The organism is Lactobacillus sp. PV034 (genome assembly GCF_014522305.1).
GTDB lineage: Bacteria > Bacillota > Bacilli > Lactobacillales > Lactobacillaceae > Lactobacillus.
In genome coordinates, this window is the sequence record NZ_CP041982.1 from 75,453 (window position 1) to 96,986 (window position 21,534).

General features: G+C 40.7%; 14 protein-coding genes and 1 other annotated feature. Of the genes, 13 read left to right on the forward strand and 1 reads right to left on the reverse strand.

From position 1 onward, the window contains the following. The first annotated feature begins 48 nt into the window (after positions 1 to 48). The 4 genes from FP432_RS00465 (at position 49) to rplT (ending at position 13,280) form a co-directional block, all read left to right on the forward strand. Positions 49 to 11,895, forward strand: coding sequence for a pectate lyase-like adhesive domain-containing protein (locus FP432_RS00465; protein WP_265488849.1), 11,847 nt, complete (start codon positions 49 to 51; stop codon positions 11,893 to 11,895). Between the two features lie 101 nt (positions 11,896 to 11,996). Beyond that, positions 11,997 to 12,107 (forward strand) — a sequence feature (ribosomal protein L20 leader region). Between the two features lie 26 nt (positions 12,108 to 12,133). Further along, entirely contained in the window at positions 12,134 to 12,664 is a 531-nt protein-coding gene (gene infC / locus FP432_RS00470; RefSeq protein WP_265489571.1) for a translation initiation factor IF-3, read from the forward strand. A gap of 18 nt (positions 12,665 to 12,682) precedes the next feature. Continuing rightward, complete coding sequence (gene rpmI, locus FP432_RS00475) at positions 12,683 to 12,883, forward strand: 50S ribosomal protein L35 (RefSeq protein WP_265488851.1); 201 nt, start codon at positions 12,683 to 12,685, stop codon at positions 12,881 to 12,883. 34 nt (positions 12,884 to 12,917) lie between these two features. After that, on the forward strand, positions 12,918 to 13,280 hold the full coding sequence (rplT, locus tag FP432_RS00480; RefSeq protein WP_265488852.1) for a 50S ribosomal protein L20: 363 nt from the start codon (positions 12,918 to 12,920) through the stop codon (positions 13,278 to 13,280). A gap of 45 nt (positions 13,281 to 13,325) precedes the next feature. Here the strand turns inward: rplT and FP432_RS00485 are convergent, their stop codons facing one another. Continuing rightward, positions 13,326 to 14,009, reverse strand: a complete 684-nt coding sequence (locus FP432_RS00485) for an MmcQ protein (RefSeq protein ID WP_265488853.1) — start codon at positions 14,007 to 14,009, stop codon at positions 13,326 to 13,328. A gap of 110 nt (positions 14,010 to 14,119) precedes the next feature. Here FP432_RS00485 and FP432_RS00490 point away from each other — a divergent pair, with 110 nt between their 5' ends. The 9 genes from FP432_RS00490 (at position 14,120) to FP432_RS00530 (ending at position 21,424) form a co-directional block, all read left to right on the forward strand. Beyond that, on the forward strand, positions 14,120 to 14,638 hold the full coding sequence (locus FP432_RS00490; protein WP_265488854.1) for a YqeG family HAD IIIA-type phosphatase: 519 nt from the start codon (positions 14,120 to 14,122) through the stop codon (positions 14,636 to 14,638). Beyond that, positions 14,635 to 15,744 (forward strand): ribosome biogenesis GTPase YqeH, encoded by a 1,110-nt coding sequence (gene yqeH, locus FP432_RS00495; protein ID WP_265488855.1) that lies wholly within the window; start codon positions 14,635 to 14,637, stop codon positions 15,742 to 15,744. The genes FP432_RS00490 and yqeH overlap by 4 nt, the downstream gene beginning before the upstream one ends. Continuing rightward, complete coding sequence (locus FP432_RS00500) at positions 15,744 to 16,370, forward strand: nicotinate-nucleotide adenylyltransferase (protein WP_265488856.1); 627 nt, start codon at positions 15,744 to 15,746, stop codon at positions 16,368 to 16,370. The genes yqeH and FP432_RS00500 overlap by 1 nt, the downstream gene beginning before the upstream one ends. Next, positions 16,363 to 16,959 carry a bis(5'-nucleosyl)-tetraphosphatase (symmetrical) YqeK gene (gene yqeK, locus FP432_RS00505; protein WP_265488858.1) on the forward strand — a complete coding sequence of 199 codons (597 nt, stop codon included), beginning with the start codon at positions 16,363 to 16,365 and terminating at the stop codon, positions 16,957 to 16,959. The genes FP432_RS00500 and yqeK overlap by 8 nt, the downstream gene beginning before the upstream one ends. A gap of 31 nt (positions 16,960 to 16,990) precedes the next feature. Then, positions 16,991 to 17,344 carry a ribosome silencing factor gene (rsfS, locus tag FP432_RS00510; protein ID WP_265488860.1) on the forward strand — a complete coding sequence of 118 codons (354 nt, stop codon included), beginning with the start codon at positions 16,991 to 16,993 and terminating at the stop codon, positions 17,342 to 17,344. Between the two features lie 9 nt (positions 17,345 to 17,353). Beyond that, positions 17,354 to 18,514, forward strand: coding sequence for a nucleotidyltransferase (locus FP432_RS00515; RefSeq protein WP_265488861.1), 1,161 nt, complete (start codon positions 17,354 to 17,356; stop codon positions 18,512 to 18,514). A 9-nt stretch (positions 18,515 to 18,523) separates the two neighbouring features. Beyond that, entirely contained in the window at positions 18,524 to 19,069 is a 546-nt protein-coding gene (locus FP432_RS00520) for a YceD family protein (RefSeq protein ID WP_265488862.1), read from the forward strand. A 122-nt stretch (positions 19,070 to 19,191) separates the two neighbouring features. Beyond that, the gene (locus tag FP432_RS00525) at positions 19,192 to 19,929 is read left to right on the forward strand and encodes a response regulator transcription factor (RefSeq protein ID WP_265488863.1); all 738 of its coding nucleotides are present in this window, start codon (positions 19,192 to 19,194) and stop codon (positions 19,927 to 19,929) included. Beyond that, positions 19,886 to 21,424 carry a HAMP domain-containing sensor histidine kinase gene (locus FP432_RS00530; protein ID WP_265488864.1) on the forward strand — a complete coding sequence of 513 codons (1,539 nt, stop codon included), beginning with the start codon at positions 19,886 to 19,888 and terminating at the stop codon, positions 21,422 to 21,424. The genes FP432_RS00525 and FP432_RS00530 overlap by 44 nt, the downstream gene beginning before the upstream one ends. Positions 21,425 to 21,534 lie beyond the last annotated feature (110 nt).

The following is a 21,534-nucleotide window of genomic DNA, read 5'->3' on the forward strand; positions in this document are numbered from 1 at the left end:
TGCTAATTTTGTTTAGATAGATTTAGATTAAGAATAGGGGAAATGTTAATGTCTAGAAAAGACTTACATAAAAAAGATGTTTTCTCTTTACGAAAATTATCTGTTGGTTTAGCCAGCGTGATGATTGGTTCATTCTTCTTTTTATCTCATGATACCGACTTAGTACATGCAGATGAATTAAAGGAACCAGAATCAGCTGCAGTAGATCAAGCGACGCTTGATGCTGCTGGTGAGCTTGCCAACGATACACACTTAACTAATAAAATTTCACAACAAAGTGAAGCAACAACTGCAAGTGAGGCAGCTACTGCTAATAGTGTATCTACTGCTAGTGCTGAAATTAGCATGGCAAGTAGCAGTAGTCAGTCAGCATCTTCAGCAAGTGAGAGTAAAGAAGCTGATGAACTTGCTCATAATGAAGTAAGTAAGAATAGGAGTGCTGAAGTTCATACTGTACAAGTAAATACTGCTAGTCTTTTAGCAACAAAGGCTGGAACTGATTCTGCAGCTCTGGCTCAATTAGGCGAATCTAAAGTTACAACTCCCGCTTCAAATGCTACTGCTGTTGCTAATGCTAGTGAATTTGTTAATGCAATTACTAATACCAGCGCAGCTATAATTGATGTGACGAGTAATATTGACTTAAGTTCACAAAGTACACTCACTGTTTCTTCAGATGCAGCTTTACGTGATGTGACAATTAATGGTAATGGTCACACCATTAGCTTTGGTAATGCCTACCTTGATATTAAGAGCAAGGATGACCAAAAGCTTACTATTTCTGGTGCAACTATTACTGGTTCTAACACTAATGGTATTGTTTCTATGGATAGTGGGAACAACGCTAGTGTTAAATTTGATGATGTTACTTACACCGGGACTGGATTAGTAAATAATACTAATACAAACGTTGTCTTTAGTGGAACTAATAACATTACTACTAATAAGAATGTTTATAGTGTTAATGCTAAGAGTGTAACTGTGCAAGATGGCTCAAATACTACAATTTCAGCTAGTGCAGGGGCAATTTCAGTACCTGCTAATACTACAGGAATTAACGTAGCAGGTGATTTAACGCTTCACCGCACTGGTTCTACTGCTTTAAGTGCTGGTACTGGATTTGTAGATGCTTCCTCACCAATTAATATTACTGGTAACGGTAAAGTAGATGTTGAATTTGATAAAGTAGCAGGTTTAACTTCAAAAATGGGTGGGATTTACATCCACAATGGTGCCGACTTAAATATCAAAGATAATGGTAGTTTAACGCTTAACAATAACGATAGTACTACTTTAGATACTACTGTAATTAACGTTGCAAACTCTGGTGATACTAATATTAATGTACTTGATAATGGATCACTTAATATGAAGGGATCTGTAAATCAATCAGTTATCTACTTCCAAGGTAATGGAAACTTACGTGTTAACGGAGAAAAAGCAACCGTTAATATTGATGTAACTGGTAAAGCTGCTAGTCGGGTATTTGACTTGAAAACCGGTAATGGTATTTATGTCAACAACGGTGGAACTTTCGATATTGCGTATGAGAATAACAGCGGAAACGGTTATAACGTTATCTATGCTGCGGCAGGTACGGTTTTATCATTTGGTAATAACTCAAATGTTAAGTTAACAAGTAGTGGTAAAAATTCTACTAATTTACTAGGTGGTAAAGGTGCTGCTACCATTACTATTTACCGTCCAGATTCCGTAGTCTTTGATGTTCAAGGTAGCGGTGCAATTATTTCTGGCTTAGGCGGAGATATTAATGCTCACTATGTTGAAATGAAAAACTCAGCTAACAGTGACTGGAGTAGTGCCTACAAGGATGCTGATTACAATATTAGTAAAAAATCAGCAACTACACTTGGTGAAACTAACACTGACACAACTGCTGGTAACAGTCTTTTAGCCAGTTTAAACAATGGTAAGTACTTTGCATTTGGTACTCCTGATATGCACAATGCTATTACTTTAGATGATAGCAGTAAGATTACTGATCAAACTAAGACTTTAACTGGTACTACTAACGCCAACGGTTATGTAACTGTTCACTACTACAATGGTAGTGATAATAATACTGCAGTTAATGGTTTAACTTATGGCCTGGCTGCACCAGGCGAAACTAGTTCAGACTTCGTTGTTAAGGCAGATGCTAATGGTAAATGGAGCATTGATTTAACTAATGCACCACTTACTGCAGGTAGTGTAATTGTGGTTGAATCAATGTCACAATTTACCCCTGCATTTGCAACTGCATATGTTGCTAGTGCTGATTCAACTTACACTGATTTTTCACAATATGTTGACAATGCTAATTCGATTGCTTCAATTGCTACTAGTCAAGCAAGTCAAGCTGATTTAAGTAGTGCAACTGCAGAATTAGCAAGTGCTGCTAGTGTAGCAACTTCAATTTCTGATTTTGATCAGCAAATTACAAACTCAATTCCTACAATTGGACCAGATTCAAGCTATACTTTAACTGGATTTCCCCCTGCTGCGGTTCAAAATAATATGGCATCGTTAGCACTCCTTGCTGGCGGATATGATGAAGAAGGCAATGATGTTAATCCTGTAGCAAGTGAAGTTACAACTTCTTTGGCTAGCGCTGCCACTGCTGCAAGCAGTGCAAGTAGTACTGCTGCAAGGATTGCCAGTGCAGTTGCTAAGTATAATAGCGCGGCTAAGCCAGTGATGGATGCTGCTAGTCAAGGCTCTGTTGCTGCAAGTGCAGCCTTACAAGAATTGAATTATTCTTTAGCAGCCAGTCAAGCTAATGCTGCAAATAATAGTACATTGGGAAATAGCGCTACAAGTACGGCAAATTCTTATGCTGCGATTGCAAGTGCAAATGCCACTGCAGCTGCTAAAGCTGGAAGTTTAAGCTCAAGTGCTGCTTCTTTAGCTAAAAGTTTAAGTGATAATATTCAAAGTGATGTTAACTCAGTTGCGAGTTACGCAAAAGATACTATTAGTTCTGTCCAAAGTGCTCAAAGTCAGTATCTCTCAGCAGCAAGTACAGCAACTAGTTTAACGGCAGAAATTATTAGTGAAACAGCTACTGATCTAGATTCTATCGCAAGTGTGGCCACCAGCAATGCATCAGTAGCGACTTCAGTAGCTACTGAATTGAGTAGCTATAGTAATAGCTATCCAAACGGTATTACTGTTTCTGGATATCCGATTGGTATTAAGGGTAGTGTAAAGCCTGTTGAAACTAAGGTAGATTCTTTGTCTAGTGTAGCCGATAGTGTTGCTAGTTTGGCTGTAGGTCTATCAAATGTTGCTAGTTCAGCTCATGAAACAGCTGCACGGTTAAGTTATGCAGCTATTGATGAAAGTGCTATGCATAGTGCTACCAGTGCAGCAGCTCAAAAGGCTAGTGATTTAACTGCTGCTATTGAAGCTTTAAGCCAGAATAATACTAGCGAGGCGGCTGCAAGTTTGAGTGCCGCTGCAAGCAGTAATACTGATTTTGCAAATATTGATAATCAAATTAATAATTTGGTACCAATTCTTGATAAAACTAGCACTTCAAGCCCAATTGGGGGAGCCCAAAGTATTGCTAATGAAGCAAGTGCACTTGCAGGAATTGGTGAAGCTGCAAGCGCATTTGCAAAGAAGAAAGGGTTAGTCGCTGCGCAAATCCTGCTCTTCGAAGTCCAAGTGGCAGCTGCTAAGGAAACAATTACAAGTGCTGCAAGTGCTGCAAGTAGTGCTCAAATTGCTGCTTCTAGTGCTACCGCTTCAGTAGCTACTAAAAGTAATGCAATTAGTCAATTAGTTGATCAGTATCCAGATCAATTAGCCTCTTATGCTAATTCAGCAAGTAGTGCATATAACATCTCATCTACTGCAACTGGGGATGTTCCCAGTCAGGGGGCAAAAATTAATGCAGCTTCAAGTAGTGTTGCAAAGGCAACAAGGGTAGTACGTGAAGGTAATAATAAAGCCAATGGTGCTATTACAAACGCTGCGAATGCTCTTGCTGGGGATGTTAATACGGCGAATGCAATGTATATAATGGCCCCTGATACAGCAGGCGCAATGCAATCGCCCTATTATCAGACTTTATATGAATCTATGGCAACTCTGCCTCAACAGTTGGCATCTTATGCTAGTGAGGTAAATGCAGTAACCAGTAGTGCTGCTGCTGCTCAGCTTGCAGCTTCAAGTGCTGAATCTGATGCGCAAAGAGCTAAGCAAGCAATTGCTGATATTGATTTAGCTTATGCAAGTGCAGCATCTGCTTACATTGATCTTAAGTCGCAAGCAGCTTCAACTGCTGTTTCAAGTACAACTAGTTCAGCTAATGCGGCAAGTGCAGCAACCGGCAATGCTCAAGCTAACCAAGCTGCAGCAAGTTCAGCCGCATCCAATGCTAAGGATAGTGTATCTAGTGCAAATACTGAAATTGCTAGCGCAGCAACTAATTTAACTAGTTTAACTAATTTATCTAGTGCTAATGCTATTAATAAGGTTGTTGCTGATAATTTGAACAACGCTACTAAAGCTAAATCTAATGCAGATAGCTATGCCAAGGTAATTGCGGATACTAGTGATCTTGCAAGCTCAGCTGCAAGTACTGCTGCTCGAGAGGCAAATAGTGCAGCCGCCGCAAGTAGCGCAGCTTCAACTGCTGCTAGTGCTGCTGCAAGTTACGCTGCTATTGTTGATAGTGCCAAGGCAACTGGTGATACTTCTCTAGCAAGTAGTGCTGCATCTCAAGCCCAAGCTCAAATTGCTAAGGCTAGTCAAGCAAACAGTGAAGCTCAAAGTGCAGCTAGTGCAGCCAGCGCTGCTCAATCTACTGCTAATGCAGCATTAACTACAATTGTAACTGCTCAAACTTCACTTACCAGTGAAGCAAATAAGATTGCTGATTACTTAAGTGCAGCTCAAACTAATGTAGAACAAGCAAGTGCTGCCAGCTTGGCTGCAAGTCAAGCAAATTCAGGAGCAATTGCAGACAAGACAAATACTGATCAAACTCAAACTGATATTAATAGTGCTGCTAGCGATGTTAAGACCGCAAGTAGTGCTGCAAATTCTAGCGCAAGTGAAGCTGATTCATATTCTAAGAGCGCAGCGAGTCAAGCAGCTTCATTAGCTACTGATCTTACTTCTTACTCAGATAATCCAATTGTAGTTAGTGCAGCCAGTGCTGCTAAGAGTTTAGCTACCGTTTCAAGTACAGCTGCAAGCAATGCTGCTGACCAAGCACAAACTGCTAAAGATTTAGCCTCAACTGCTGATTCATTAACTGCTGCTGCAAGTACTGCAGCAGCTAATGCAAGTAGTGCAGCCAGTGCAGCAAGTAGCGCAAATAATGCTGCAAGCAGCTATGCTGCTTTAGGTAATATTGCCAAGGCGCAATTAGCAGCCAGTGCTGCTAGTGCAGCCAGTGAAGCCGCAAGCACTGCCGCAAGTACCGCAGCAAGTTTATTATCAGATGCTAAGAAGACTTCTGAAAGTGCATCTAGCGCCGCAAGTGCTGCTGACAAGTTTGCTAGTGCTGCAAAGGTCGCTGCTGTAACTGCTTCTGTTGCAGCTAGTGATGCAGATCGAGCAATTTTAGCAGAAAGTTATGCAAGTAATGCTGCAAGTCAAGCTAGCCAAGCACAATCAAGTGCCGCAAGTACCGCAGCAAGCTCAACTGCAGTTTCATCAAGTGCTTCTCAAGCAACTGATTCAAGAAGCCAAGCTACCAATACTGCATCAAGTGCTGGCAAGAATTCAGATGACGCTACGAGCACAGCAGGTGAAGTAGCCTCAATGGCAAGTGCACACCCAACTAACTCATTAGTTGCGAGTTCTGCCACCAGAGCAAGTGATGATTCTGAAGTTGCAAGTAGTGCGGCTACTAAGGCAAGCAGTGCCGCTGATGTAGCAAGTTCAGCTGCTCAAGATGCTGCAACTCAAAGTACAGCTGCAACTGCAGCCAGTGAAGCCGCAAGTAGCGCAGCCGCCAAAGCCTCAAGTGCCGCAAGTGAAGCTGCAAGTTTTGCTAAAGAAGGAAATGTCAGTGCCGCAAGTAGTGCTGCTAGCGTGGCTTCAGCAGCTAATTCAGATGCAGCAAAAGTTTCTAGTGCTGCAATTAGTGCTAGTGAAGCCGCAAGTCTTGCTAACTCAATTGCTTCGAGTGCCGCAAGTGAAGCAGCTTCATACCAAGCTATTGCTTCAAGTGCAGCTAGTGATGCAGAAATTGCTAAGAGTGAAGCAAGTGATGCAATTATCGGGGAAAGTGCTGCAAGTCAGGCTAGTGAAGAAGCTAAATTAGCCAATACCGCTTCAACTGCAGTTAACTCATACGAAGTAGTTGCAAGTAGCGCTGCTAGTGTTGCAAGAGATTACAACAGTAACGCAAATAGCGCATCTAGTTCAGTTGCTCATACTGCTGAAGATACTAAAGCTATTGCTGATTCAGTAGCCTCAATGGCAAGTGAACATGCAAGTAATGAAGTAGTATCTAGTGCCGCCGCCAAAGCCTCAAGTGCAGCAACTGCTGCAAGTTCAGCTGCAAGTAGTGCTGCTAGTGTAGCAGCTTATGTAAGCTCAATTACTACTGATGCCGCAACACAAAGCTCAATTGCGGCTGACCAAGATCACGTTGCTAGTGAACAAGCAAAACTTGCAAATAGTGCTGCAAGCGCTGCTGATGCTGCGTATAAGGCAAGCGATGCTAGTGCAGCAGTAAGTTTAGCCGCTGTAGCTAGTGCCGCTAAGAGTGCTGAAGCAGTTGCTTCAAGTGCCGCAAGTCAAGCTCTTGTAGATGAAAGTGAAGCAAATAAATCAATTGCAACTCTTAATAGCTATGCTCAAGAGGCTTTGAACTTTGAAAGCCAAGCTAGTGCTGCTAAGAGTGAAGCAATTGATAATCTCACAAAAGATAGCATAGCGGACTCAATTGCAAGTGGTGCAGCCAGTGCAGCTAACTCTTCTTCAATTAAAACAAGTGATTATGCAAGTTCAGCTGCTGTTTCATCTAGTGCAGCTCAAACTGAAGCTAACAAAGCTAGTCAGTCTACTAGTTCAGCAACAAATATTGCTAGTGAAGCAAGTAGTACTTCTAGCGATGTGAGTTCAATGGCTTCAGCTCATCCTACTAACTCATTAGTTGCAAGTGCAGCTGTAGTTGCCAATAGTGCCGCTAAGAAAGCAAGCAGTGCTGCTAGTGCAGCAAGTGTAGCCAAGAGCAATGCTGATTCAGCAAGTAGTATGGCAAGTTCAGCTTATGAAGATGCAAAATCAGCAGATACTGTTGCTAAAAGTGCTGCTAGTGCAGCAAATAAAGCTAAGAGTGAAGCAGATGCCGCTTCTGCAGCTGGTAATGTGTCAGCTGCCAATAGCGCTGCAAGTTTAGCTAGAAGTGCAGCGAGTGTAGCAAAGAGCGCAGAAAGTGCAGCTCAAGCTGCAGCTAGAAAAGCAAGTAGTGCTGCAAGTATTGCAAGTCAAGCAGCGACTGCTGCTAGTTCAACAGCTGATATTGCTAGCCAAGCATCTACGGCTGCCAGTGTAGCCAAGAGTGAGGCGATTGAAGCAATCAGAGGTGAAAGTGCTGCTAGTGCCGCAAGTTCTTCAGCGAGCGATGCTGAGACAGCTCATACTAGTGCAAGTTCAGATGAAAGTGCAGCAAGCAGTGCTGCTAGTGCAGCAGGAAGCTACAGTGATATTGCTTCAGAAGGTGCTAGCGCAGCTGCAAGTTCATCAAGTCACGCAAGTGAAACAGCTAGTGAAGTAGCTTCATTAGCAAGTGACCATCCAACTAACTCGGTTGTAGCCAGTGCCGCAGAAAAAGCTTCAAGTGCAGCTAGTTCTGCCCAAAGTGCTGCAGATGTTGCAAGTAGTGCTTCAGCAGTAGCTTCAAATGCTGCAAGTGATGCTGTAATTCAACGCTCAACTGCTAGTGAACAGGAAAAAGCAGCAAGTGAACAAGCAAGCATTGCTAACTCCTTAGCTAGCGCAGCTGATAGTGCTTATAAAGCAAGTGATGCTGATAAGGCTGAAAGCTTAGCTAGTCAAGCTTCCGAAGCTGCAAGGCTTGCAAGCTCAGCAGCTAGTGCAGCTTCAAATGCTGCAAGTCAAGCAATTAGCGATGAAGAAACTGCTAAGAGTGCAGCATCTGTTGCTAAGAGTGCTGCTGATGATGCCGCAAAATTTGATGATGAATCGACTAAGGCCAAGAGTGAAGCAGAGGACAACCTGAACCAAGGTAGTGATTCTGTTGATAGTGCTAGCGCCTCATCAAGTGCAGCATCTAGCTCAGCTGATCAAACAAGTTCATATGCAAGCATTGCAAGTAGTGCTGCAAGTTCAGCAGGTTCAGATGAAAGTGCAGCATCAACTTCAACTAGTGAGGCAAGTTCTTCAGCAAGTCATGCAGGCGATACTGCCAGTGAAGTAGCCTCAATGGCCAGTGAACATTCAGATAATTCACTTGTATCTAGTGCTGCCGAAAAAGCATCAAGTGCTGCGAGCCTTGCTTCAAGTGCCGCAGATACAGCATCCAGTGCCACAAGCGATGCGTCAGAAGCTGCAAGTTCAGCAAGCGACGAATACAAGAAGGCCAGTGAAGCAGATTCAATAGCTAAGAGTGCAGCAAGTGAGGCATCAGTTGCCAAAAGTGAAGCGGAAAGTGCCGCTGCAGCAGGTGACACTAGTGCAGCAAGTTCTGCTGCAGAAAAGGCCTCAAGTGCCGCTTCTGTTGCCAAGAGTGCCGAAAGTGCTGCAAGTAGTGCAGCTTCAACAGCTCAAAGTGAGGCTAGTGTAGCAAGTAGTGCAGCCAGTGTAGCTAGCGAAATGGCTAAAAAGGCCAGTGAAGCAGATAGTATTGCAACAGATGCTAAAAGTGCAGCTAGTGATGCAATTACTGGTGAAAACTCAGCAAGTCAAGCAAGTGAAGATGCTAAGAGTGCCGACGTTTCTCATACTAATGCAGCTTCCTACGAAAGCATCGCAAGTAGTGCAGCCAGTGCCGCAGGTAGCTACAGCAATATTGCTTCAGAAAATGCTAGCGCCGCATCAAGTTCAGCAAGCAATGCAAGTGATACTGCTAGTGAAGTAGCTTCAATGGCCAGTGAACATTCTGCTAACTCTGCTGTTGCCAGTGCCGCAGAAAAGGCTTCAAGTGCTGCAAGCAGTGCTAAATCAGCTGCAGATCTTGCAAATAGTGCAGCTAGTGTTGCAAGTAGCGCTGCTAGTGATGCGGTAGATCAACATGCTAAAGCCTCAGAAGCTGATCAACTAGCTTCAAGTGCAGCCAGCGTTGCTAATAGTGCAGCTGATGAAGCTGATAGTTATGCTAAAGCTGGTAATACCAGTGCAGCAAGTAGTGCAGCCAGTGTAGCTAGTGCCGCAAGTTCAGCAGCCAAGAGTGCAGAACAAGCTGCTTCAAGTGCTGCAAGTCAAGCAATTGAAGATGAAAAGAAGGCTTCAGAGGCTGCAAGCATCGCCAAGAGCGCTGCTGATGATGCAACTAACTTTGATAGTGAAGCAACGAAGGCTAAGAGTGAAGCAGAAGACAACTTGAACCAAGGTAGTAATTCTGTTGATAGTGCTAGTGCATCTGCAAGTGCCGCATCAAGTTCAGCTGATAAGACTAGTTCATATGCAAGCATCGCAAGTAGTGCTGCTAGCGCAGCAAGTTCAGATGAAAGTGCTGCTTCGACGTCAACTAGTGCCGCAAGTTCTTCAGCAAGTCATGCAAGCAAGACTGCTAGTGAAGTAGCCTCAATGGCCAGTGAACATTCAGATAATTCACTTGTATCAAGTGCCGCAGAAAAGGCCTCAAGTGCTGCTAGCCTTGCTTCAAGTGCCGCAGATACAGCATCCAGTGCCACAAGCGATGCGTCAGAAGCTGCAAGTTCAGCAAGTGATGAATACAAGAAGGCTAGCGAAGCAGATTCAATGGCCAAGAGTGCAGCTAGTGAAGCTTCAATTGCTAAAAGTGAAGCTGAAAGTGCTGCAGCAGCCGGTGACACTAGTGCCGCAAGTTCAGCCGCAGAAAAGGCAAGTAGTGCCGCTTCTGTTGCCAAGAGTGCCGAAAGTGCTGCAAGTACTGCAGCTTCAACAGCTCAAAGTCAAGCTAGTGTAGCAAGCAGTGCTGCTAGCGTCGCTAGTGAAATGGCAAAAATTGCTAGTGAAGCTGATGAAGAAGCATCTGATGCTAAGGATGAAGCCAGCGATGCTATCAAGGCATCTGATGCCGCCAGTCATGCCAATGAAGACGCACAAAGTGCGGAAAGTTCCCATACTGACACTAGTTCATACGCAAGTATTGCAAGTAGTGCTGCCAGTGCTGCGGGTAGCTACAACAGCATTGCTTCAGAAAATGCTAGCGCCGCATCAAGTTCAGCAAGCCATGCAAGTGATACTGCCAGTGAAGTAGCCTCAATGGCCAGTGACTATCCAAATAATTCAGTTGTTGCGAGCGCTGCAAAAAAAGCCTCAAGTGCTGCAAGCAGTGCCAAGAGTGCAGCAAACGTTGCAAGTAGCGCAGCTAAAACTGCAAGTAGTGTTGCCAGCGATGCAAGCAAGCAACGTGAAAAAGCAGCTAAAGCTGATCAAGATGCTTCAACTGCCGCAAGTCTTGCTAATGCTGCTGCTAGTGCTGCGTCAAGTTATGCTAAAGAGGGAAATGCTAGCGCCGCTCAAAAGGCCACTGATATTGCAAGTAGTGCTAGTGCCGCTGCTAAGCGTGCAGAAGATGTAGCAAGCAGTGCTGCTAGCCAAGCAATTGAAGATGAAAAGAAGGCTTCGCAAGCTGCAAGTCTAGCCAAAAGTGCCGCTGATGAAGCTGCTAAGTTTGATAGTGAAGCAACTAAGGCTAAGAGTGAAGCTGAAGATAACTTAAAACAAGAAAGTGATGCTATTAAGACTGCAAGTAGTGCCGCAAGTGCCGCAAGCAGCTCTTCCGATAAAGTTAGTTCGTATGCAAGCATTGCAAGTAGTGCTGCCAGTTCTGCTGGTTTAGATCAGAGCGTTGCAGCTACTTCAACTAGTGCTGCAAGTAGTTCAGCAAGTCATGCAGGCAATACTGCCAGTGAAGTAGCTTCAATGGCATCTGAGTATGCAGGTAATTCGGCTGTCTCAAGCGCTGCTTCAAAGGCAAGTAGTGCCGCTAGTCTAGCCAAAAGTGCCGCCTCAACTGCTGCTAGTGCGGCTAGTGATGCTTCAAATGCTGCAAGTTTGGCGAGTGAAGAATACAAGAAGGCCAGTGAAGCAGATTCAGTGGCCAAGAGTGCTGCTAGTGCTGCCTCAACTGCAAAGAGCCTAGCTTCAAGTGCCGCTACCGCTGGAGATCTGAGTGCCGCAAGCAATGCTGCCAGTTTAGCAAGTAGTGCAGCTAGCGTAGCTTTAAGTGCTGAAAGTGTAGCAAGTTCTGCCGCTTCAACAGCACAAAGTCAAGCTAGTGTAGCAAGCAGTGCCGCTAGTGTCGCAAGCGAAATGGCTAAAAAAGCAAGTGAAGCAGATAGTATCGTAAATGTAGCTAAGAGTGAAGCCAGTGCTGCTATTGAACAAGCAAAATCAGAAGCTGATCAATCAACTTCAAGTGTAGATTCCAGTGCTGCAAGTTCAGCTGAATCTGAAGCAACTTCGAGTGCCGATTCAAGCGCAAGCTCAAGTGCCGCTTCAGATACTGCTTCAAGTGCTGAGAATGTAAGTTCTGTCAGTGAAGCTGATACTAAACCAAGTGCAGAAAGTATCACTGTTTCAGGAACAGATAAGACTGCTGCTACAGCTAACAAGCACCAGAATGAACACCGCTTACCTCAAACAGGTGTTGGTCAAAATGATCACACTGCTGGTATGCTCGGAATCTTAATTGCAAGTATTGGAAGTTTATTAGGACTTGCCGGTGCAAGCAAACGCAGAAAAGATAAGGATCAATAAATTAATTGATTGATAAAAGGAGTACTAACTTAAGTGGAAGTACTCCTTTTTCTATAAATTATCTTGACGCTTATCTAACGAATAGGTATAATATTGTAGTTGAGAACAAGAAGAAGCACCCGCTTCTCGCCTAAGTGCATAACCTCTAGGCTAATCGATAATATCTGTTGATTAAAAGCGGGCGTTAACTTTGCCCGCTTTTTTCTTGTCCTCGAAATTAACATGGAGGTGAATACTTATTCCAAGAAATCTAATCTTAAATGAAGATATCCGCGCACGTGAAGTTCGTTTGATTGGTGAAGATGGCCAACAAGTAGGTGTTGTATCTAAGAACGAAGCGTTGAATAAAGCAGCTGATGCTGGTTTAGATTTGGTTCTAATTTCCCCAAATGCCAAGCCACCTGTTGCACGAGTTATGGACTATGGTAAGTACAGATTCGAACAACAAAAGAAGGCCAAGGAAAACCGTAAGAACCAAAAGGTAATGGCTGTTAAGGAAATTCGTTTAAGTCCAACCATTGAAGGAAATGACTTCGATACTAAATTGAAGCATGTACGTAAATTCTTGGGTAAAGGCGCTAAAGTTAGAGTTTCAATTCGCTTTAGAGGCCGTGCCATTACTCATAAGGAATTGGGTAAAGAAGTACTGGAAAAAATGGCTGATCAGGTTAGTGATATCTCAACTGTTACCACAAGACCTAAGATGGAAGGTCGTTCCATGTTTCTAATGCTTGCTCCTTTGAGTAAGAAAGACAAAAAGAAAAAGTAGTTAATTGGAGGAATAGATATGCCAAAGCAAAAAACACACCGCGCTTCAGCAAAACGTTTTAAGAGAACTGCTAATGGTGGTTTAAAGCGTCACCACGCATACACTGGACACCGTTTCCACGGTAAGACTAAGAAACAACGTCGTCATTTGAGAAAAGCTGCTATGGTTTCAAAGAGTGACTTAAAGCGCATCAAACAGATGGTTTCCCAAATGCATTAATTTATAGAGAATACTTTTTGAGGAGGAATTATAGATGCCAAGAACTAAGGGTGGAACCGTAACACGTAAACGTCGTAAGAAGATTTTAAAATTAGCCAAGGGTTACCGTGGCTCAAAGCACGTACAATTTAAAGCAGCAAGTACTCAAGTATTTGTTTCACGTAAGTACGCATTCCGTGACCGTAAGCAAGTTAAGAGAGAATTCAGAAAGTTATGGATTGCTCGTATTAACGCTGCTGCAAGACAAAACGGTCTTTCATACAGCAAGTTAATGCACGGCTTAAAGCTTGCTGGTGTTGACATGAACCGTAAGATGTTAGCTGATATTGCTTACAACGATGAAAAGGCTTTTGCAGAATTAGCTGAAACTGCTAAGAAAGCTTTAGCAGCTGCTTAATTTAAATAAGTATTTTAAAAGACCGAATCATTTGATTCGGTCTTTTTACTTACGTTTTTTTAGCAAATCTTTCAATAGTTGGTCAGGGACATGTCGGGGACCGCGGATGGCTTTAACATTATAGTTAGCTAACTTCTTGAAAGTATATTGGTCTGAGGGGTATGAAAGTATTTTTTTAATGCGCATGACATGATTAATTTTGAGGTATTTATTGTGTTCATGATAAGGTAGATTAACTTCGAGAACTTGGCATTGGTAAATGATAGCGGAAATAGGAGCACCAACATACATAAAGATAATATCATTGGGCTTAATTTTGGTGCTTTGCTTCCAAATAATATTATCGACATTGTTAAAGGCATTCATAATATCGAAGTACTTAGGATTAGCGGGGATAAGCCAGTAATGCTGCGGGCCATCAGGATAAATTGTGACTTGGTTAAAGCAATTTTGCCGAATATCTTTTAGGAGAGCGAGATAAGCAGAGCGCACTTCATCGACAAATTTACCTCGTTGACTAGAATGAATTGGCATGTATTCTTCTTCGATATCGAGATCAATTACTTTACCCTTAACTTGATTAGGTGGAGTAATGGTAATTTGAGCTTCAAAATTATTAAAGAATTTTTTCTTATAAAAATAGAGTGAATCTTGTTTTCCAAAGCCGTATTTTAATAATTTTTGCCCATCTGTTTGATATTGTTTAAAAATCGTGTTTTCTAGTCGCATTAATTTCACCTCATTTTCATTGTAAAACATTGCAATCAAGAACCCCAAAAATTTCTCTAAATGGCGCAATTTTGGTATATTATATATGAGAAAAAAGCGGAGATTTTTAAATGTTATTTAGACCTCGTTATACAATAGATACAATTTATAATTTAGATCCCAATACTTTAAAAAAGATGGGAATTAAAGCAGTTTTTAGTGATTTGGATAATACGTTACTTGCTTGGAATAAAGCTGATTCTGCTAACGAAATGCAGAAATTGAACCAGCGCTTAAAGGCAGCCGGAATTAAATTGGTCGTTATTTCTAATAATAATGCTCAAAGAATAGGTAAAGTTCTCAATCCTTATGGTATTGATTTTATTGCTAAAGCACGTAAACCTTTACCTGTCGGAATTAATGAGGAATTGAAAAAATTAGGCTTGAAAAAAGATCAGGTTCTAATGATCGGTGACCAGTTAATTACTGATATTCAAGCAGGGAATTTAGCTGGAGTACCAACAGTGCTAGTAAAACCATTAGTCCAAACAGATAAGTGGAATACACGTATTAATCGTTTTTTTGAAAAGGGAATCTATTTCTTTTTAAATATGAAAAAGCCAGTAACTTTTGGGGAGAAACTTAAATGAGTGAAGAATTACGTTGTATTGGTTGTGGAAGTATTTTACAAGATAAAGATCCAAAAAAGTCGGGATATTTACCAGCTTCTGCACTAAAAAAAGCTATGGAAGAAGATAACGCGGAAGTATACTGCCAACGTTGTTTCCGTTTGCGTCACTATAATGAAATTATGCCAGTTGAAGAAAATAATGATGACTTTTTGGCTTTATTAAATTCTATTTCAGAAAAGAATGCCTTAGTAGTCAATGTTGTCGATTTATTTGATTTTAGTAATTCATTGATTACATCACTTAAACGTTTTATTGGGGATAATGAGTATATTTTAGTGGGTAATAAAGTAGACCTTTTCCCTAAGAATACTAAAGAGTCTAAGGTCAAGGACTGGATGCGCCAAGAAGCTAATCGTAATGGCTTGTATCCGGAAAAGATTTTCTTAGTGAGTGCTGCCAAGAAGAAAAATCTTGATCCTTTGATTGATTTTATTGCTAAAAAGGGTAAGGATAAGGATATTTACTTTGTAGGGACAACTAATGTTGGAAAATCTACTTTGATTAATGCAATTTTATCAGCACGTAGTGATTTGAAGGAATTAATTACCACTTCTAAATTCCCTGGAACTACTCTTGATGAAATTAAAATTCCACTAGATAATGGTCACTATTTAATTGATACACCCGGAATTTTAAGTAAGAAGCAATTAGCTAGTCACTTAACTGGGAAGGAATTAGAAGTAGTTGAACCGAAGAAGCCATTAAAGCCAGCTACTTATCAGTTGTTACCCGGCCAAACTATTTTCTTAGCAGGATTGGGTCGGTTTGATTATATTGATGGGCCGTCAGCAGGCTTTACGATTTATGTGGCACGCGATCTTTATTTGCACCGCACTAAGACGGAAAATGCAGATGAATTTTACCAAAAACATAAGGATGATCTGTTATTACCACCAAGTAAGGAAGATGATCTTGGACCACTCAAGGGCCAAACTTTTAGACCAAAGCAAAAAAGTGATATTTTGTTTGGTGGTGTTGGCTTCATTACCGTACCAAAAGATGTGGTAGTCAAAGCCTACACACCTGATGGAATTGGATTAGGAATTAGAAGAGCGTTGATTTAATGAATTGCGTAGTGGAAGAAAAAACTCAAATTCGATTTGCTCCTATCGCTACGTCAGCGATGAAAATTGGAATTATGGGTGGAACTTTTAATCCCGTCCATCAAGCTCATTTAGCAATGGCTGAACAAGTTCGCAAGAACCTACATTTGGATGAGATTTGGTTTATTCCCGATAATGTTCCTCCGCACAAAGAAGTAGCAAATCAGGTTAGTGCTAGAGATCGCGTTGCTATGCTTGAACTTGCGACCCATGCTAATCAATATTTTCATGTTAAGTTGTTTGAGATTCTGCGTGGTGGCGTGTCTTATACCGTTGATACCTTGCGCTATTTAAAAAAGCGGGCACCCAAGAACCAGTACTACTTAATTATGGGGACTGACCAGGTTAATAGTTTCGCCAGTTGGCGTGAACCTGATGAAATTGCACGCTTAGCAACCTTAGTGGGAGTAAAGCGACCGAATTATCAGCCTGATTCAGCTTATCCAATTGTATGGGTTGATGCGCCCCAGCTTGCTATTTCTTCAACTTTAATCCGTAATACTGTAGCTGCTGGTGGATCAATTCGCTACTTAGTTCCCGAAGCAGTAAGATTGTATATTGATTCAAGAGGCTTATATCGTGAGTGAGCTTAATTTTAAAAATACCTTTTCACCGCTTAGTTCAGCTGAGCTAATTGCCCGTGAAAAAAATAATATGGATGATAAACGTTTTCAGCATTGTATTGGTGTGAGTGAAACCAGTCGTAAATTAGCTGAACTAAATCATTATGATCCTGATAAGGCGGCTTTGGCAGGGTTTGTTCATGATTATGCCAAGCAAGTGCCAAATGAAAGATTTATTGAAATTATCAAGAATCAAGGTTTTGATACCGACCTGCTTAACTATAACCGTGCCATCTGGCATGGAATTGTGGGGGCTTATTTGGTTGAAAAAGAGCTCAAAATTACAGATCCAGAAATTTTAACCGCCATTCGGCGTCATACAACTGCCGATACGGAAATGACTACTCTTGATAAAATTGTCTTTGTCGCAGATTTTATCGAACCACACCGTGATTTCCCTGGAGTAGACGAGGCCCGTAAGGTGGCTTTTGCTGACCTTGACCAAGGGGTAGGCTATGAATTAGCACATACCTTACAGTTTTTAGTAGGAAACCGGCAAAAAATTTATCCTAAGACCCTAGATGCGTATAATGTTTGGGCCATTAAGAAATAAAATAAATTAATTAGAAATCAGAGGTAAAAATTTGGAAGCAAAACAATTATTAGATTTAACTATTGAAGCAATTGATGAAAGACATGGAGAAGATATTGAAGCTTATGATATGGCCGGCCAAAGCATTTTAGCTGATTATTATGTCATCACCAGTGCTGGTTCTAACCGTCAATTACACGCCATTGTGAATGCAATTGTGGATAAGATCCACGAAAATGGTAAGGAAGATTACCGTATTGAAGGAAACCGTGATTCTAATTGGTTGTTAATTGATATGGGCGATGTTGTTGTGAACGTCTTTACTGAAGATGCACGTGATTTTTATGGTCTCGAAAAGTTATGGCGTAATGGTAAAAAGCTAGAACTTGATTTGGACGAAGACTAATAGGTAAGAATGAATACAGTAGGTATAATTGCTGAATACAATCCCTTGCATAGTGGCCATGATTTTTTAATGAATCAGGCGCGCCTGATTGCTAAAAATGACCCCATTATTGTAGTCATGTCGGGTAACTACGTCCAACGTGGCCAAATGGCGATTATGGATAAGTGGCATCGCGCTCAGGCAGCCTTGCAATCAGGAGCTGACCTGGTATTTGAATTACCATTTTCCTTTGCTGTGCAGCCAGCCGACCTTTTTGCCCAGGGTGGTGTTGAAATTTTAAGTAAACTTGGGGTTAAAAATTTGGTTTTTGGGGTAGAAGATGCTAACTTAAATCTGGACTACTTAGCTAAAAAAATTAGTCAAATTCCACAAGAAAGTTTAAATTTTCGTGATTACACCCAGACTTATGCTACCCAGTATAATCAACTGGTTGCGCGTGAAGTTGGGCATGAAGTTAATCAGCCTAACTTGATGTTGGCCATTGCCTATGCGGTGGCCAACTTAAATCTTGGTCATCCCATGGATTTAAAACCCATTACTCGGATTGGGAGTGGTCATGATGACCCCTTAATCACCGAAAAGGTTATTTCTTCGGCAACTGGAATTAGAAATTATGTTTTAGAACATCAAGATCAAGACCTAAGGATGCTAAAGAATTTTTTACCTAAGAGCGAATTGGCTAAATTAGCTGAGCAAAAAGTATATCCTAATTGGAACTTACTTTATGAATTTTTGAAGTACCGGCTGGAAAGTTCTTCAGTTACCGAACTTGGAAAAATTTATCAAATGAGCGAAGGTTTGGAATACAAGATGAAGGAAGAAATTCATGAAGCGACTAATTTTACTGACTTTTTGCGTAGAATTAAGTCTAAACGCTACACCTATGCTCGTTTGCGTCGTTTAAGTCTTTATACTTTATTAAATGTGACAGATGAAGCCATGCAAGCATCCAAAAGGGATGTGAGCACGATGCTTTTAGGTTATAGCGAACGGGGACGTAATTATTTAAAGACTTTACGTAAAGATGGTGAAATCCCGATTATTTCCAAAGTAGATAAGCGCAATAGCAGTCAGGGAACTCTAGGTTTACAAGTAAAAGTTGATCGCTTTTATGAACAGATTATTGGTCAAGATCAAAACTTTGGTCGTAGACCGCTTGAAGTTAAGTGAGGTTAGAAAATGTTAGAATATTCTTTTTCACAAATTAAAAATGATCGTAATCCATTAGTTGACATAGATGAAGATATATCCTTGAGACCACCATTTTTTGCTAGAAGCCAAGGCTTATTACGTAAGGCTAAGAATGTTCATGTTAAGGGGCAATTCTTCTATGATGAACCATTTGTTACGGGTAATTTTACCGTTACTGCTGATGTTGAAGTTCCATCAACTAGAAGTTTAACTCCGGTAGCAATGCATGAAGAATTTAATTTTACTGAAAATTATAGTGAAATTAAGCCAACTCCTGAACAACTTGAAGACGAAGAAACTATTATTCAAGTTAAGGACGATAAGATTGATCTCCAAACTGCGGTTGAGGATAACTTGTTACTAAATATTCCTTCCGTAGTTTTGACTAAAGATGAAGACGAAAATAATATCTATCCTGCAGGTCAAGGTTGGAAAGTAGTGTCTGAGGCTGACCATGAGAAAGAAGCAAAAGAAAAGGTCAATCCTGCATTTGCTTCACTTAAGCAATTACTAGATAAAGATGATAAAAATTAACTTGCAATAAGTTCGGGAAAAACTTAATATTAAATTATTAATAAAAAAGCACTAGAATTAGCTAAACAAATAATAATATAGTGATAATGCTTAAGTCGCTAAGATAGGATAGGTTTACTAGGATGAGCAAGATTTTAATTATTGAAGATGAAAAGAACTTAGCAAGATTTGTTGAGTTGGAACTTCAACATGAAAAATACGAAACAACAGTTGAATCAAATGGGCGTAAGGGTCTTGATGCTGCATTAAATGAAGATTATGATGCGATTTTACTTGATTTAATGTTGCCAGCACTTAATGGTTTGGAAATTGCACGTCGCGTTCGCCAAGAAAAGACTACGCCAATTATTATGATGACTGCACGTGATTCAGTTATTGATCGAGTTTCTGGACTTGATCATGGTGCTGATGACTATATTGTTAAGCCTTTTGCCATTGAAGAATTGTTGGCACGTTTGCGCGCCGTTTTGCGTCGTGTCCAAATCGAAAAGAAGGCAATGGGAGAGACAATGGGTGTGCAAAAGGTTGTGCACTTTAATGATTTAACGATTGAAACTGCTAATCGTATCGTTCACCGTGGTGATAAAACCGTTGACTTAACTAAGCGTGAATACAACTTATTAATGACCTTAATTGAAAATAAAAATAATGTTGTAACACGTGAACAATTACTTAATAAAATTTGGGGACCAGATTCAAAAATTGAAACTAATGTGGTGGAAGTTTATGTACGTTACTTACGTAATAAGATTGATGTTCCCGGCCAACCTTCATATATCAAAACTGTTCGTGGTACCGGATATATGGTAAGAACGGATGAAAATGATGAACAAAACCAAAATGAAGAAGAAACCGAATAAGAATAAGAAAGAGACCAAGCAAGCATCATTAACTTTTAAGTGGGTTAGTGCTGTTGCAGCTGTAATAACGGTCTCTTTTGTCATTTTTTCCATCATTATTTATTCAGTAGTCAAACGGCAATTAGTTGAACAAGAAGCACGATTAACAAGTAATGTCGTCCAAACCTTTAATAATCGTTTAGATAACATTCCTGATACATTAGAAATTTCAAATGTTGTACCGCGCCTTTCCCCTAATACGGGACGATTACTTGCAGGTAAAGCAAGTAACGACAATGACGATTCTCGTCAGGTCTTTAATGATGATGTCCTAGCTTCACTAGCTAACCGGGAAATGAGGGTGACAATTTTTGACCCGACTGGATCCGTGGTATTTTCAAATGGTAATAGTGATAGTTCAATGAAGATGCCTAAGATTTCTAAAAATGGCCAACAAACTATTATTAATAAAGATCACCAACTTCATCTGGTAGCTGCTCAACCAATTCATTCAGAGATAAATAATAAGCTAATTGGTTATATAGTAGTGGATAACTCGCTCTCACGCTTGAATGATGTCCTGCATTCACTGCGACTTTGGATGACAACCATTTCAATCGTAGGAATTATCTTGTTCAGTTTATTTGCTTTCTTGATAGTAAATAATGTAGTTAAGCCGATAAAACAAATGTCTAAGATTTCAAGGGCAGTTAATAATGATCCTAATAGTCAAGATCGAATGCCAGTAACGCGGCGCCATGATGAATTAGGTGAATTGATTCAAAACTTTAACCAAATGTTAGACCGGATGCAAGCCTATATTCAGCAGCAAAAGCAGTTTGTTGGCGATGTGTCGCATGAGTTGCGGACGCCGGTAGCAGTTGTACAAGGACATCTTAACTTGCTTGAACGGTGGGGAAAAGATGATCCTGAAGTACTTGAAGAATCAATTCAAGCTTCCTTGCAAGAAATAAACCGGATGAAACACTTGATTCAGGAAATGCTTGATTTGACTCGGGCAGAACAAATTGACGTGCAGTTCCCTAATGAAGTTACTAACGTTAATGAGGTTCTTAGCCGCACAATTAATGATATGCGAATGATTCACCAAGATTTCGTGATTACTTATAATGATGCCTTAAAGCCAAATACGATGATCAAGATGTATCGCAATCACTTAGAACAAGTCTTAATTATTTTGATGGATAATGCGATGAAGTATTCGACTGATCGGAAGGAATTAATTGTGGATGCTTCAACGGAAAAAGATAAGGTTGAGATCATTGTGCAAGACTTTGGAGAAGGTATTTCTCATGAAGAACAAAAGAAGATCTTCAATCGCTTCTATCGGGTTGATAAGGCTCGCACTCGTGAAAAGGGTGGTAATGGTTTGGGACTTTCAATTGCGCAAAAGCTTGTTGAAAGCTATCATGGTAAAATCAGTGTGATTTCCGAATTAGGTTCAGGCAGTAAGTTTAAACTTGAATTTCCACTTTTAAAAGATGAGAAAAATTAATAAATTTAAACCAGTATTCAATTAGAATACTGGTTTTTTTATGCCAAAAATATATTGTGATATATATTTGAGAATATAGGGTATTATTCTTGAAAATGATATAATAACGC

Excerpts from the sequence above, each read along its gene's own strand:
- rpmI (WP_265488851.1), top strand. The coding sequence starts at position 12,683 with ATGCCAAAGCAAAAAACACACCGCGCTTCAGCAAAACGTTTTAAGAGA.
- FP432_RS00500 (WP_265488856.1), top strand. The coding sequence starts at position 15,744 with ATGAATTGCGTAGTGGAAGAAAAAACTCAAATTCGATTTGCTCCTATC.
- FP432_RS00530 (WP_265488864.1), top strand. The coding sequence starts at position 19,886 with ATGAAAATGATGAACAAAACCAAAATGAAGAAGAAACCGAATAAGAAT.
- yqeH (WP_265488855.1), top strand. The coding sequence starts at position 14,635 with ATGAGTGAAGAATTACGTTGTATTGGTTGTGGAAGTATTTTACAAGAT.
- FP432_RS00490 (WP_265488854.1), top strand. The coding sequence starts at position 14,120 with ATGTTATTTAGACCTCGTTATACAATAGATACAATTTATAATTTAGAT.
- FP432_RS00485 (WP_265488853.1), bottom strand. The coding sequence starts at position 14,009 with ATGCGACTAGAAAACACGATTTTTAAACAATATCAAACAGATGGGCAA.
- FP432_RS00520 (WP_265488862.1), top strand. The coding sequence starts at position 18,524 with ATGTTAGAATATTCTTTTTCACAAATTAAAAATGATCGTAATCCATTA.
- FP432_RS00525 (WP_265488863.1), top strand. The coding sequence starts at position 19,192 with ATGAGCAAGATTTTAATTATTGAAGATGAAAAGAACTTAGCAAGATTT.
- rplT (WP_265488852.1), top strand. The coding sequence starts at position 12,918 with ATGCCAAGAACTAAGGGTGGAACCGTAACACGTAAACGTCGTAAGAAG.
- FP432_RS00465 (WP_265488849.1), top strand. The coding sequence starts at position 49 with ATGTCTAGAAAAGACTTACATAAAAAAGATGTTTTCTCTTTACGAAAA.
- FP432_RS00515 (WP_265488861.1), top strand. The coding sequence starts at position 17,354 with ATGAATACAGTAGGTATAATTGCTGAATACAATCCCTTGCATAGTGGC.